The organism is Fusobacterium necrogenes (genome assembly GCF_900450765.1).
Classification (GTDB): domain Bacteria; phylum Fusobacteriota; class Fusobacteriia; order Fusobacteriales; family Fusobacteriaceae; genus Fusobacterium_A; species Fusobacterium_A necrogenes.
On sequence record NZ_UGGU01000003.1, the window covers coordinates 1333048 to 1347291 of the forward strand.

Annotated in this window: 14 protein-coding genes; all 14 read right to left on the reverse strand. The window is 29.0% G+C overall.

Annotated elements, in window-relative coordinates:
- Positions 1–34 precede the first annotated feature (34 nt).
- The 14 genes from DYA59_RS06400 to secA all read right to left on the reverse strand — a co-directional run bounded on the left by DYA59_RS06400 (position 35) and on the right by secA (position 14233).
- Positions 35–745: a pseudouridine synthase gene (locus DYA59_RS06400; protein ID WP_115270504.1), complete on the reverse strand. Its 711-nt coding sequence runs from the start codon at positions 743–745 to the stop codon at positions 35–37.
- Complete coding sequence (gene scpB / locus DYA59_RS06405) at positions 732–1259, reverse strand: SMC-Scp complex subunit ScpB (RefSeq protein ID WP_115270506.1); 528 nt, start codon at positions 1257–1259, stop codon at positions 732–734. The genes DYA59_RS06400 and scpB overlap by 14 nt, the downstream gene beginning before the upstream one ends.
- A complete protein-coding gene (locus DYA59_RS06410; protein ID WP_115270508.1) occupies positions 1243–2865 on the reverse strand; it encodes a hypothetical protein in 1623 nt (540 codons plus the stop codon). The genes scpB and DYA59_RS06410 overlap by 17 nt, the downstream gene beginning before the upstream one ends.
- Before the next feature lie 18 nt (positions 2866–2883).
- Positions 2884–3930, reverse strand: a complete 1047-nt coding sequence (mreB, locus tag DYA59_RS06415) for a rod shape-determining protein (RefSeq protein ID WP_115270510.1) — start codon at positions 3928–3930, stop codon at positions 2884–2886.
- 13 nt (positions 3931–3943) lie between these two features.
- Positions 3944–4522, reverse strand: a complete 579-nt coding sequence (locus DYA59_RS06420; RefSeq protein WP_115270512.1) for a Maf family protein — start codon at positions 4520–4522, stop codon at positions 3944–3946.
- A complete protein-coding gene (locus DYA59_RS06425; protein WP_115270514.1) occupies positions 4506–5150 on the reverse strand; it encodes a hypothetical protein in 645 nt (214 codons plus the stop codon). The genes DYA59_RS06420 and DYA59_RS06425 overlap by 17 nt, the downstream gene beginning before the upstream one ends.
- A 117-nt stretch (positions 5151–5267) precedes the next feature.
- On the reverse strand, positions 5268–6221 hold the full coding sequence (gene fabK / locus DYA59_RS06430) for an enoyl-[acyl-carrier-protein] reductase FabK (protein ID WP_115270516.1): 954 nt from the start codon (positions 6219–6221) through the stop codon (positions 5268–5270).
- A 15-nt stretch (positions 6222–6236) separates the two neighbouring features.
- On the reverse strand, positions 6237–7175 hold the full coding sequence (locus DYA59_RS06435) for an NAD(P)H-dependent flavin oxidoreductase (protein ID WP_115270518.1): 939 nt from the start codon (positions 7173–7175) through the stop codon (positions 6237–6239).
- 84 nt (positions 7176–7259) lie between these two features.
- The gene (locus DYA59_RS06440; RefSeq protein ID WP_115270520.1) at positions 7260–7997 is read right to left on the reverse strand and encodes a phosphatase; all 738 of its coding nucleotides are present in this window, start codon (positions 7995–7997) and stop codon (positions 7260–7262) included.
- A 61-nt stretch (positions 7998–8058) separates the two neighbouring features.
- Positions 8059–8868, reverse strand: a complete 810-nt coding sequence (locus DYA59_RS06445) for an undecaprenyl-diphosphate phosphatase (RefSeq protein WP_115270522.1) — start codon at positions 8866–8868, stop codon at positions 8059–8061.
- A 12-nt stretch (positions 8869–8880) separates the two neighbouring features.
- Positions 8881–9879 (reverse strand): ADP-glyceromanno-heptose 6-epimerase, encoded by a 999-nt coding sequence (rfaD, locus tag DYA59_RS06450; RefSeq protein WP_115270524.1) that lies wholly within the window; start codon positions 9877–9879, stop codon positions 8881–8883.
- A gap of 12 nt (positions 9880–9891) precedes the next feature.
- The gene (locus tag DYA59_RS06455; protein WP_115270526.1) at positions 9892–10728 is read right to left on the reverse strand and encodes a PHP domain-containing protein; all 837 of its coding nucleotides are present in this window, start codon (positions 10726–10728) and stop codon (positions 9892–9894) included.
- Between the two features lie 83 nt (positions 10729–10811).
- A complete protein-coding gene (locus DYA59_RS06460; RefSeq protein ID WP_115270528.1) occupies positions 10812–11552 on the reverse strand; it encodes a hypothetical protein in 741 nt (246 codons plus the stop codon).
- An 11-nt stretch (positions 11553–11563) separates the two neighbouring features.
- Complete coding sequence (gene secA / locus DYA59_RS06465; RefSeq protein ID WP_115270530.1) at positions 11564–14233, reverse strand: preprotein translocase subunit SecA; 2670 nt, start codon at positions 14231–14233, stop codon at positions 11564–11566.
- Between the last annotated feature and the right edge of the window lie 11 nt (positions 14234–14244).

Consider the following 14244-nt stretch of genomic DNA (forward strand, 5'->3'; position numbering starts at 1 on the left):
TAATTATATCATATTTTTAAATTTTACTAATATTTTATAATGAATAAAGATATTTTACTTCACTCTCTGTAAGCTCTCTGTACTCTCCTACCTTTAATTTTCCTAAAGATAATTTTCCTATTCTCTCACGTCTTAATACAAGTACAGGAGTATTTACAGCTTCTAACATTCTTCTTACCTGTCTATTTCTTCCCTCTCTAATAGATACCATAAGTTCACTTTTACCTCTCTCTCTAGAGATAAGTTTTACATAGGCAGGAAGAGTAATTCCATCTTCTAGCTCCACTCCATCTTCTAATTTTTTTATAGAACTATCTTTTATCTCTCCAACTACCTTTACATAATACTCCTTATATACTTCTGAACGAGGATGTATCACTTTATTAAAAAGCTCCCCATCATTTGTAAGTAGTATAAGTCCTGTTGTATTATAGTCTAATCTTCCTATTGGAAAAATTCTCTCTTTACATTTTACTATATCTACTACTGTTCTTCTTCCTCTATCATCTTTTGCAGAACTAAGTACCTCTAAAGGTTTATTTAACATATAGTATACTTTTCTCTCCACATCTTTAGAGATTTTTTTTCCTTTTACCTCTATTATATCCTTATCAGTTACCTTTATTCCAGCACTGATTACCTCTCCATTTACTCTTATTTTTCCCTCTTCTATAAGCTTGTCTATCTCTCTTCTTGAACCTATACCTAAAGAAGCTAAATACTTATTTATTCTAATTTCTTCCATTTTCACTGCTTTCCTTTATCTCAAAATAATTAGGTAACTCCTCTATATGTTTTATTCCTATATAACTCAAAAATTTATCTGTTACCTCGTATAAATTTGGTCTACCAATTGATTCTCTTTTTCCACAAACTCTTATAAACTTTTTTTCCTCTAAATTTTGGATAATTCTATCTATTGATACTCCCCTTATGGCTTCTATCTCCCCTTTAGTTATAGGTTGACGATAGGCTATTATTGACAAAGTTTCAAGAGCTGCATTAGAAAGCTTCTTAGGTTTAGTTTCCTGTTCAAAAAAATTATTTATCACTTCCCCATAAATCGGATTTGTAACCAGACTTACTACTTCATCACTTATTTCTATATTTATTCCAGTTTCTCTTCGATTTTCTTTTAAATTTTCTAAAATTTTTAGCATCTCTTCTAGTGGTATAGAGAAAAATCTACAAAGTTCCTTTATTTTGATCTCATCTCCACCCAAAAGTAAAATTGCCTCTATTTTATTTTCTATTTCCATAGCTCTCCTTATGCTCAACTGCTACAAAATAAAGATATAATAATTCTCCATATATTCCTGCTGGGTTAGCTTTATCTGGATAAATAGTTGGATTTATATAATAACTATTCTTTTTTATGTAAGTGTCTAAATTTGCAAAAAGAATATCTGCTAAATATTTCTCATCATTTTCATATAATTTAATTATAAAATTTAAATTATATGATAGGTCTATTTTTTTTTCATTATTCTCTTTTAAGAGTCCATAAAGTTTGTTATAATATTTTTTATAATCTTTTTTCAATATCTCTTTTTGTCTCTCTTTTGGAAGAAAACCTATAAATTTTATATTTTTATAATAACTTTTCTTATATTCTTTTCTAATTTTAATTCCATCTTCGGTGACAAAATAATTATTTAAATAATTCAGAAGAATATTTTTTCTTTCAAGAAGAAACTCTTTTTTATCTAAAAATTCCTCTCTATTCTCTATATTCTCTATTAATTCATAATACCAATAATAATTATTTATATTATCTCTTATTTCTGATATTTTATCATTTTCATTATCTAAATGCTCTAATAATGTCAAAATTTCTGGAATAATCTTTCCAGATAAAATTTCTTTATTTATATAATTTCCACTTCTATTTAGATATTTAAAAAGAAAATTATAATAAACAACTTTCTGATTGTCATTTTTTTTACTATACAAGTCTTCAAGCATCTTATTAGGATTAAATTCACTATCATAGAGACTATCCAAATAATAAAGCTTTATTTTCGTATTCAAACTTTCTTCACTTTTATTATATGAAATTTGATTAGGAACAACTATTCTTGAGGTCATTATTTCAAGATTTCTAATTTGATTTAATGCTTCTATCCTTTTATTTATAAACTTTTTATCTCCATTAAATTTTTCCCAATATTCAATTTCATTTGCAAGAACGGTACTATTTTGTCTGTCCCTTTTTTCTTTAAAATCACCATAAAACTTTATTACAAACTCTATAGGTTTATTGTAATCTATATCTTTTATCATGTAATATAAATTATCATCTTGATATTTTTTTGTTCTTTCTTCTACTGGTTCTAAAACTAGATCTTCAATTATTCCATCTCTTGCTATATAACTTTTTCCACTATAATTCTCAGATTTAAAATAAAAATTATCATATTTATATGAATCTTTTTCAAAATTATACTCTATATATCTATTATCGTATTGTGGAGCTATTCTAAAAGCAAAATCTACTTGTCTATTGTCTTTTAAAAAATTTACAAATTCAACTATAAAATATAACTTATCTTTTTCTATCATTGAAGGAATAATATTGACAGTTAAGTACTTTCCATTGATATTATAATTTAATTTTAAAATATTGGTCTGCGATATCAATGTTGCATTTTCAAAATATTGATTTATAGATATTACATCCTTACCATCTAGTATCAATTTTCCTTCTATTTTTGAAATATCTATTCCTTGAAAAATATCTCCTCTCACATAATGAACACTACTATAACTTTCATCATAAAAAAGAACTATCTCACTATTACTAATGAGATAGTTAGCATATGAAAAAATATAAGTTAGCATATATATTAATATAAATTTTTTCATACATTCCCTCTTTCCAAATTAATAATCACTCTCTGGAGAGATTAAAACTTTCTTATACGTTTCAAAATTTTCAAGTAATACTTGTATCCCATTTATTACTGAATTTAATGGATCCTCTGAAACAGTTACATTTAAATTGAGATTTTCTGATATTTTTTTATCTATACCTTTTAATAAAGCTCCACCTCCAGTTATATACAGCCCTTTTCTTTTGATATCAGATGCTAATTCTGGCGGAGTTTTTTCTAATATAACTTTTATCTCTTCTATTATTTGCTGAGCTAAATCTCCTAATGCTTCTACTATTTCTGATGAATATATTTTTATATCTCTAGGAAGTCCATTTAAAGCATTTCTTCCACTTATCTCTATGTACTCATCCTCTTCTAAATCTATTACAGCTCCAATTCTTTTTTTGATCTCTTCAGCTGTTCTTTCTCCTATTAATAAATTATGTTTTTGTCTTACATAATCTATTATAGTTGTATCAAATCTATCTCCTGCCACTCTAAATGACGAAGTTTTTACTATTCCTCCTAAAGATATCACAGCTATTTCAGAAGTTCCTCCACCTATATCTATTATAAGATTTCCTTCCGGTTCAAATATATTTAATCCTATTCCTATAGCTGCTGCCATAGGCTCTTCTATAAGATAAGCCTCTCTTGCACCAGCTTCTCTAGTCACATCTATAACAGCTCTTTTTTCTACTTGAGTAACCCCTGCTGGAACACATATTATTACTCTTGGACTGGCTAATCCCTTTTTAGGGTTTACTTTTTTTAAAAAATTTCTTATCATTCTTTCTGTAACTTCATAATCAGCGATAACACCATTTTTTAGAGGTCTTATTGTTTGTATATTTCCAGGTGTTCTTCCCAACATAAGCTTAGCTCTTTCTCCCACTTCAAAAACATCTTTTGTTTTTAAATTTAAAGCAACTACTGATGGCTCATTTAATATTATTCCTTTATTTTTTACACAAATTAGTGTATTTGAAGTTCCTAAATCTATTCCTAAGTCCTCTGAAAATATTCCTAAAAATTTATTGACTATTTTTCTCATTTTCCACCTCTAATTATATCCTTTCAATATCATTTAATTTTATTCCTAATTTATCTAATCTCTCTATAAATTTTTCTATTGGAAATCCCATAACAGTAAAAAAATCTCCTTCTATTTTTTCTACAAATATGGCCCCTTTTCCTTGTATTCCATAAGCTCCAGCTTTATCCATAGGTTCTTTACTTGCTATGTACCAATCTATCATTGCAGCTGATAATTTTTTAAAATAAACCTTAGTTATCGCAATATCATTAACCACTATATTCTTTTCTTTATTGATAAGAGAATAAGCAGTAATAACATTATGAACTCTTCCTGATAACTTCTTTAAAATTTCTTTTGCTTCTTCTTCATCCTCAGGCTTACCTATAACTTCACCATCTACTTCTACTACAGTATCAGCACCTACTACAAATTCAGTGGGATAAGATTTTGCTACAGCATCTGCTTTTTTCCAAGCAATATCTTTTATATTTTCTAATATTCCTATTTTTTCACTAATCTCTTCTATATCCTCACTTTTTACTATTATATTAAAGCCTATATTTTCTAGTATCTCTTTTCTTCTTGGAGACTTAGATGCCAATATCATTTTTTATTTCCTCCCTTTTTTGTTTTTCCTTCTCTTCTATTATCTCCATAAGCCTTATTTGCTCTTGTAAAGCTTTTCTTTCTTGTTCCATTCTCTTTTTTAATCTTCTAGCTCTAATAATATTTGTTATCATCTTTCTAGTTCCTTTTGCAGCTATAAAAAATAGAGATATAAATACTAAAACATATAAAGTCAGGTAAATATATAAAAACTTTATTTTCGTTATCATTAAAGAAAACAAAAATGTCATAATAAGTCCAAATTTTTTTTCATAAAATATTAACTCTATAGCTTTTTTAACATTATCTTTATTCCCCAATTCTTCTTTAAATGGTATATCTAAAATATGCATAAAATAAAGTAAAACTACACTTATACTTAAAATTAATAAAAAAAATACTCTAGTATTATACACCATTTTTTTTCTTTTACACTTTATAAAAAATGAATATATATTTGTAATCGTTAACATTAAAATTATAAAAATACTCTTTCCTAGGTATGTATCTATAAATAGATAGAATCCTATTTTTTTTAAATAACTTTCATATAATAAACCTATCACTAAATACATAACAATATAAATATAAATGAATCTTAATTGAACTAAAATAGAAAAACGTTTCATTCCTACCTCTTTATCTCTCTATACTATACTTTAATATTGTACCACAGAGAATAACTGATTTCAACATAAAAAGAGGCCACTGTAAATTCGCCATTACAACTGCCTCTCTCTTAAAAATTATTTCCAAGAATTCATTCTTTCTATCAGTTTTTTCTTTTCCTCTCCTAATTCATTCATAAATCCTTCTAATATCTCTTTAGTAGTAGTAAGCTCATTCACCATTGCTGCTACTTGACCAGCCATGACACTTCCATTTTCTACATCTCCATCTACTACTGCAAGTCTTAATCTTCCTGTTCCTAATTTCTCAATCTCCTCTTTTGGAGCTCCATTCTTTTCTAACTCTAAAATTTGTTTAGCAAATTTATTTTCAATAACTCTTACAGGATGTCCAGTATAATTTCCAGTTGAAACAGTTGATCTATCTTTAGCTCTTAAAATTGCTTTTTTATAATTTTCATGCACAGTACATTCATCAGCTACTAAAAATTTTGTTCCTACTTGAATTCCTTCTGCTCCTAGTGATAAAGCAGCTAAAAATTGTTTTCCTCCAGCTATTCCTCCAGCTGCTATTACTGGTATATTTATAGCTTCTACAACTTGAGGTACTAATGACATAGTAGTTATAGCTCCTATATGCCCTCCTCCTTCCATTCCTTCAGCTATTACAGCATCTGCACCTATTTTTTCCATTCTTTTAGCAAGTGCTACTGAAGCAACTACTGGAATTACTTTTATTCCCGCTGCTTTTAATTTTTCCATATAAGGCCCTGGATTTCCTGCACCTGTTGTCACTACTGGTACTCCTTCCTCTATACATACATCAATTTGCTTTTCAACATCTGCCATCATAAGCATCAGGTTTACTCCAAAAGGATTAGAAGTGATTGATTTTACTTTTCTTATTTCTTCTCTTAATATCTCAACTGGCATCCCTCCTCCAGCTATTATCCCTAATCCTCCATTTTTTGATACATGTCCAGCTAAATTTCCATTTGCTATCCATGCCATAGCACCTTGAAATATTGGGTATTTTATCCCCAGTAGTTTACAGATTTTGTTATTTTCCATAAATCCTCCTATTTTTTATTCTTTGAATACTTTTTTAAATCTATTAAATATCTCATGTACTGAAAGAACTTCGTTAATTTTCCACGCATCTCTTCCAGCGAAAAATATCCCCCCATTATAATCTCCATTATGTCCTCTTACTAGTCTTTCATTTACACAAAACTTATATGAACATTTTTTTAAGCATTTTATACATTTTGTTGGCTTGTCTGGATTTTCATCTATTATTTTTTGTACAAATGGTGTTATAATAGCATTAGCTGGAAGTCCTGCTGAACTCATCATTCTTACAACATCTCCCTCTTTTGCATTTACATACATTTGTTTAAAGTAATCATCTACTTCACACTCATTTGATGCTACAAATCTACTTCCCATTTGTACTCCATCTACACCAAGCGAAAGCATTCTTTCTGCATCTTCTGGAGTTATTACTCCACCAGCTCCAAATACAGGTATATCTATATTTTGAGTAATCTCTTCCATTATATCCCATGAATCTAAATCTGTTCCTAAATGTCCTCCTGCATTTCCTCCTTCTACTACTATTGCATCTGCTCCAAGTTTCTGAGAAATTTTTGCAAGCTTTAATGTTGATACAATTGGAATTACCTTTACTCCTGTTCCTTTTACTACATCAAATATATCTCTTGAAAATCCAGCACCAAATATTATCACATCTATTCCAGCTTCTATTGAGGCTTTTACTAGCTCCATGAAGTTTGTAACAGCATACATTATATTTACTCCTAAAGCTCCACCTTCGTTTACAATCATATCTCTAGCCTTTTTTATTTCAGCTTTTAACTCATCAGTAGACAAAGTTGTCCCCGCTATTACACCTAATCCACCTTCATTCGCTACAGCTGCTGCTAGCTTAGCCATAGAAACTCTAATAGCCATTCCCCCTTGAATTATTGGTACCTTTATCTCTAAGTCTCCTATTTTTATCATATTAAAATTTACCTCCTACATAAAATCTAGATAAATTATAACATGTGTAAGCTTATTAGTAAAGACTTAAATCATATACGTTTTTTAAATTTTTTTAACTTTTTGTTTCTCTCTATCATTTAAAAATTTTTCAAGATTTTCTACTGAATAATTAATTATTCTTTCATAAGGAAAACCTACTTCATCTATTAACTCTTGAGCCTCTTGAAATTCTCCTATATCAAAAGATATGTGAGAATCTGTTCCTAAACTTACTAAAGCCCCATGTTTTTTACATAGTTCTAATATTTTTTTACAATTTACTTTCGACCCTTTTCTCGAACCTTTTAATGATGAATTATTTATTTCTATTGCTACACTAGCTTCCACAGCTGCTTCTACAACTAATTCATAATCTAGTGGAAATATTGGATTTCCCAAATGTACCATTATATCAATCTTCTGACTCTTTATCATATTAATTACAGCTTTAGTATTTTTTAATATATTTTGAGTTTCACCATAAGCCTCTATTGTATGCAAGCCACACAATATAATATCCATAACATCATATATTTTTTGATTTATATCAAAATTACCATTTTCATCTATAATATTAGTCTCTACGCCTTTCAAAATCCTCAAATCTCCAACATATTCTGGTATAACTCTCATATTTACTAAGCTCCACCAATGAGGTGAATCTTGAAGTGCTGGTCCATGATTTGTTATAGCTATCACTTTTAACTTTTTTTCTTTTGCACTCCTAATATTTTCTTCTAATGTACTGTAAGCATGAGGATTCACATTAGTATGTATATGTAGATCAATAGGGTACTTCATTTTATCTCCTTTCTAACTCTAATATTATAGCACAATTTCCAAAATAGTTCAAAATTTTGTTCTAAACGAATAAAAATATTAGTACTAAAATTCCTAAAATTATTCTATATACTCCAAAGAAAACAAAATCTCTTTTTTTAATATAATTCATAAACCACTTTATTACTAAATAAGCAACTACAAAAGAAACTAAAGTTCCTACTCCTATAAGTTGCCACTCTAAAGCTGTAAAACTCATACCATTTTTTACAAATTTCAAAAGTGTTGCTCCAAGCATTGTAGGTATAGCTAAAAAAAATGAAAATTCTGTTGCTATACTCCTTGAAAGTCCTAATAACAAGGCTCCTATGATTGTTGCTCCAGATCTAGAAGTTCCTGGTATCATTGCTAAACATTGAAAAAAACCTATCATAAATGCTAATTTATAACTCAACTTTCCTAATGTATCTATTTTCCCAGCTGTTTTATAATATTTCTCTATCAATATAAGTAACACACCATAAAATATTAAAGTTGTAGCGATAATAAAAATATTATCAAAAAAATATGCTGAAATAAAATCATCCAAAAGTAACCCTATAATCGCTGCTGGTAATACACCTATAATAACTTTTGTCCATAATCTAAACCTCGATATAAATTGATTTTTATCTTTTACAAAAGGTGTTAAGTCATTCCAAAAATATATTATAACAGCTATAATAGCTCCAAATTGAACAATAATTAAAAAGCTTTCTAAAAATTTAGAAGAAAGATCTCCATTTCCTATAAATCTCTCTACTAAAATCATATGCCCTGTACTACTCACAGGCAAAAACTCTGTCATTCCCTCTACAATTCCCAGTATTATAACAATAAAAAAAAGATTCATTAAATTATCACCTTATAAATATGAGTCTTCTTTAGCTAGATAATTTTGAACATAGTCTCTTACTCCATCTTCTAATGATGTAAATTTTTTAGTATATCCAGCTCTTTTTAATTTTTCCATAGTAGCCTGAGTAAAATATTGATATTTTCCTTTTAAATCTTCAGGCATAGGAATAAACTCTACTACATCTTCAACTTTTAACTCTGAATTATTAGAAGCAGCTCTCATAGTTGCCATAGCTAGATCTAAAAAGCTTCTTGCCTTTCCTGTTCCAATATTATATACTCCTGATTCTACCTTCTCAGTTAATAAAAAATAAATTACATCTACTACATCCTTTAAATAAACAAAATCTCTTAATTGCTCTCCATCTTTAAATTCATCTCTATAAGATTTAAAAAGTTTTACCCCACCATTATCTCTATATTGATTAAATGTATGAAATACCATAGAAGCCATTCTTCCTTTATGATACTCTTGTGGTCCATATACATTGAAGAATTTGAGCCCACACCATTGCTTTGGAGCTATACTCTGCTTAAAAGCCCAATCATCAAAGATTTTTTTAGAGTACCCATATTTATTTAACGGTTGTAATTTTTTTAATTCTTCTGGAGTTACATCATCATTATATCCTAATTCTCCAGCTCCATAAGTAGCTGCTGATGAGGCATATATATATGGTATTTGTCTAATTGCACAAAAATCCCATAACTTTTTACTGTATCCATAGTTATTCTCCATTAAAAAATCTCCATCTCTTTCAGTAGTAGCTGAACAAGCTCCCATATGAACTACTCCAGTTATTTTTTCAGCATTTGCTGAATTAGCTAACCAATTAAATAACTCATCTCTATCTACCCAATCAGCATAATCTCTTTTTCTAAGATTCAACCACTTTTCTTCAGTCCTAAGTTTATCTACCACAACAATGTCATTTCTACCCATTTCATTGAGTTTCCATACCATTGCACTCCCTATCATTCCAGCTGCACCAGTTACAATTATCATCTTTCTCCTCCTCTATTTTTTCATTTTTAAATATTTTTTGATTTTTTCAAATTGGGAGTACTCCAATCCTGCATCTCCTAAATCTACTCCCTCTCTATTTCCGCCATGAAAATCAGAACCACCTGTTACTAATAAATCATGTTTTTTAGCAAGTCTTTTATATTTTTGCTTTTCTAATTTTGTAAATGAACTATATTGAGCTTCAAGAGCATCTAATCCACACTCTTTTAATCTTATAATAAGATCATTCAATACTTCCTCATTTAAAGTAATTAGTTTAGGATGTGCTAGAGATACAAAGCCACCATTTTCTTTTATCATTCTTACAGCTCTTTCTGGCGGAAAATTCTCTTTAGGAACATAAGCTAATCCATTATTTCCTAAATATTTACTAAAGGCTTCATTTTTACTATTAACTATACCTTTTTCTAAAAGGTAATTAGCAAAATGTAAACGACTTATAATTTTACCAGGAGCAAAACTCTTAAGTTTCTCTATATCTATTATTATACCAATTTTTTCAAATTTTTCTATAATTTTTCTATTTCTTTCATCTCTAGCCTTTTCTAATTCGGCTAATTCTGTTAAAAACTTTTCATCATCCAAATTTAAAAAATATCCCAATATATGTATCTCTAAATTGCCTTCATTACAAGATATCTCTATACCTTTTATAAACTCCATTCCATATTTGCCAGCTATCTCTTTTCCTATCTCCACTCCAGCTACAGTATCATGATCAGTAATAGCCAAAGCTATTACATTATTTTTTATTGCTCTAACTATAATCTCCTCTGGAGTATAAGTTCCATCTGACTCTATAGTATGGATATGCATATCTACTTCCATTTTTCTCCTCACAAAAATAAAAGGAGAGATAAATATTTTTCTCCTCTCCCCCTTTTAAATTAAACATTGAATACATCTATATTCTAATCATTCCATTTATCTAAAGTTGAAAAATATTCTGGATATGCAATATATAGTGCTTTTGCATTTACATTATTTTTCTCTAATGAAGTTCTATTTTCTTTAGCATCTATATTAGTTATTTTTACAACTCTATCTGATATTTCTCTATTATACCAAGCTCTTTCATTATAAAACTCATCTCTTTTTATAAATTTATTTAAAAGTTTTCTTAATTTCTTAGTATCTTTTTCTGATAAATCCTTTTGCTTAGAGAAAGCAACTATTTGCTCCCATTCTTGTTGAGTTGCTACTACATTTTTTATATGTGTTGATGGATTATCGATTTTCACAAATGACTCTCTTACCATTCTATCAACAAGTCCTTTAGGATTTTTTAAATTTTCATCTGCTAAATAAAATTTTCTAGGTAATTTCTTATTATACTTATTTACTAAATCAATAAAATTACTATATTCATCATCACTTATTGCTGTAGCATCTTTTTTTTCTAATGATGTCAAAAAGATAAAATCTTTTTCTGTCATTTTTCCAGTTTTTCTTAAATAAATGATAGGATTTTCATTTCCATACCAATCCTCTATTAAAGATTCTCCCTCTACTACTTTAATTATCGCTTTATCCCACTCTTTTGCTGATTCCTTGGTAATAGAGTATTTCTCTTCTAATGATGCTCCCTTTTCTAAAGAACTACAAGCTGCAAATAAAACTACAGCTAAAATTCCTGTTGTTATTTTTTTCATGATTAGCCTCCTTATACTCTCCCACAACAATTTTTATATTTTTTTCCACTTCCACAAGGACATAGAGAATCTGGTGTTAATTTTGCTGTTTCTACTTCAATCCCACTTTCATTTTCTGATGTGTATTTTAGCTCTTCATTTTCTTCTTTTACAGGTAATTCTTCATCTTCATGATTTTTTATTATTACTTTGAATAAAAATGATGTCGCCTGCTCTTTTATCGTCTGAATCATATGTTCATAAAGCTCTCCAGATAATAATTTATACTCTATAACTGGATTTTTTTGTCCATAAGCTCTTAGATATATCCCTTCTTTAAGCCCATCTAATGCCTTTAAATGTTCTCTCCATCTAGAATCAATAACTTCAAATAAAATATATTTTTCAAGTCTTCTCATTAAATCTTTTCCAACTTTTTGCTCTTTTTCATCATATCTAGCACAAATTGTATTATATATTTTTTTGCTATAATCCTCTATACTCATAGATTTATACTCATTCATATCATCTACTATATAACCATAGTTATCTCTTAAATATTCAGCAAGTCCTAACATATCCCAATCTTCTTTATACTCTCCAACAAATCTTATAGATACTTGATTATAAATAACTTCTTGCAACATTCTAAGAATACTTTCTTTTAAATCTTCCTTAGCCATGACTTCATTTCTACTGTCGTAGATTGCAGTTCTTTGTTTATTCATAACATCATCATATTCTAATAAATTTTTTCTTATTCCAAAGTTTCTAGATTCTATTTTAGTTTGAGCATTAGCAATAGCTTTATTTATCATAGAATGAGTTATTGGCTCTCCCTCTGGGAGTCCTAATCTCTCCATTACGGCCTTTACTCTATCAGAACCAAATAATCTCATCAAATCATCTTCAAGTGATAAATAGAATTCTGATTCTCCAGGATCTCCTTGTCTTCCTGCTCTTCCTCTTAACTGATTATCTATTCTTCTTGATTCATGTCTTTCGGTTCCAAGGATAAAAAGTCCTCCTATAGACTTCACTTTTTCTCCTTCTTCTTTACATTGAATTTCATATTTTTTTAGTATTTCTTCATAGTTTTCAGCATCTTTACTCCCTACTTCTGCCATAGCTAGAAACTCTGAATTTCCTCCAAGCATAATATCGGTTCCTCTTCCTGCCATATTTGTAGCAATAGTAACAGCTCCAAATCTTCCAGCTTGAGCAACTATCTCAGCCTCTTTTGCATGATATTTAGCATTTAAGACATTATGTTTTATTCCCCTAGCTTTTAATAACTCAGATAATTCCTCTGAACTTTTGATAGAAATGGTACCTACGAGTACAGGCTGTCCTTTAGCATGTAGCTCTTCTATCCTTTTAATAATAGCATCTATTTTTTCTTTACGTGTTTTATAAACTAGATCAGCATGATCTATTCTTTGAACTGGCTTATTTGTTGGTATAACAACTATCTGTAGCCCATAAGTATGTACAAATTCTGCTGCTTCTGTTTCAGCTGTACCTGTCATCCCAGAAAGTTTTTCATACATTCTAAAATAATTTTGTAATGTTATAGTTGCAAGGGTTTGATTTTCTCCAGCAATATTTACTCCTTCTTTAGCTTCTATTGCTTGATGGAGTCCATCTGAATATCTTCTACCTTCCATAGCTCTTCCAGTAAACTCATCTATGATAACTACTTGTCCTTCTCTTACCAAATAATCTCTATCCCTTTTAAATAGCTCTTTAGCTTTCAAAGCCTGATTTAAATAGTGAGTTAACTCTACATTTTCAGGAGAATATAAATTATCTATTTTCAAAAACTTCTCTACTTTTACTATTCCCTTTTCTGTCAAAACTATATTCTTTGCTTTTTCATCTACTTCATAATCTCCAAATTTTTCAGCTGGTAATTCTTTTTTTAATTTTATATCTTTTATACCTTCAGTTTCATAACTTCTATTTAACATAGAAACAATTTGATAAAATACTTGATACCATTTTGTTGAATCTTCTGCTGCTCCAGAAATTATAAGAGGAGTTCTAGCCTCATCTATAAGAATTGAATCAACTTCATCAACTATACAATAATTAAGTGGTCTTTGTACTTTTTCCTCCAAAGTTCCAACCATATTATCTCTTAAATAATCAAATCCAAATTCAGAATTTGTACCATATGTAATATCACAATTATATGCAGCTTTTCTTTGATCTCCTGATATTCCATTTAAAATAACTCCAGATGTAAGACCTAAAAAAGAGTAAAGTTTTCCCATTATCTCTCTATCCCTTGCTGCTAAGTAATCATTTACCGTGATAACATGAACACCTTTTCCAGATAAAGCATTTAAATATACTGGTGATGTTGCAACTAAAGTTTTTCCCTCTCCAGTTTTCATTTCTGTTATTTTTCCTTCATGAAGCACTATTCCACCAATAAGTTGAACATCATAGTGTCTCATCCCAAGAACTCTTTTTGAGGCCTCTCTTACAGTAGCAAAAGCTTCAACCATGATATCATCTAATGTCTCTCCTCGAGCTAATCTCTCTTTAAAAACTGCTGTTTTTTCTTTTAATTGATCATCTGTCAACTTTTCAAAATCTGGCTCTAAAGAATTGATAGCAGCAACTATTTTTCTTATTCTTTTTACCTCTCTATCATTTTTAGTTCCAAAAATTTTTTTAATAATATCTCCTATCATTGATATTCCTC

Excerpts from the sequence above, each read along its gene's own strand:
- DYA59_RS06400 (WP_115270504.1), bottom strand. The coding sequence starts at position 745 with ATGGAAGAAATTAGAATAAATAAGTATTTAGCTTCTTTAGGTATAGGT.
- scpB (WP_115270506.1), bottom strand. The coding sequence starts at position 1,259 with ATGGAAATAGAAAATAAAATAGAGGCAATTTTACTTTTGGGTGGAGAT.
- DYA59_RS06410 (WP_115270508.1), bottom strand. The coding sequence starts at position 2,865 with ATGAAAAAATTTATATTAATATATATGCTAACTTATATTTTTTCATAT.
- mreB (WP_115270510.1), bottom strand. The coding sequence starts at position 3,930 with ATGAGAAAAATAGTCAATAAATTTTTAGGAATATTTTCAGAGGACTTA.
- DYA59_RS06420 (WP_115270512.1), bottom strand. The coding sequence starts at position 4,522 with ATGATATTGGCATCTAAGTCTCCAAGAAGAAAAGAGATACTAGAAAAT.
- DYA59_RS06425 (WP_115270514.1), bottom strand. The coding sequence starts at position 5,150 with ATGAAACGTTTTTCTATTTTAGTTCAATTAAGATTCATTTATATTTAT.
- fabK (WP_115270516.1), bottom strand. The coding sequence starts at position 6,221 with ATGGAAAATAACAAAATCTGTAAACTACTGGGGATAAAATACCCAATA.
- DYA59_RS06435 (WP_115270518.1), bottom strand. The coding sequence starts at position 7,175 with ATGATAAAAATAGGAGACTTAGAGATAAAGGTACCAATAATTCAAGGG.
- DYA59_RS06440 (WP_115270520.1), bottom strand. The coding sequence starts at position 7,997 with ATGAAGTACCCTATTGATCTACATATACATACTAATGTGAATCCTCAT.
- DYA59_RS06445 (WP_115270522.1), bottom strand. The coding sequence starts at position 8,868 with ATGAATCTTTTTTTTATTGTTATAATACTGGGAATTGTAGAGGGAATG.
- rfaD (WP_115270524.1), bottom strand. The coding sequence starts at position 9,879 with ATGATAATTGTAACTGGTGCAGCTGGAATGATAGGGAGTGCAATGGTA.
- DYA59_RS06455 (WP_115270526.1), bottom strand. The coding sequence starts at position 10,728 with ATGGAAGTAGATATGCATATCCATACTATAGAGTCAGATGGAACTTAT.
- DYA59_RS06460 (WP_115270528.1), bottom strand. The coding sequence starts at position 11,552 with ATGAAAAAAATAACAACAGGAATTTTAGCTGTAGTTTTATTTGCAGCT.
- secA (WP_115270530.1), bottom strand. The coding sequence starts at position 14,233 with ATGATAGGAGATATTATTAAAAAAATTTTTGGAACTAAAAATGATAGA.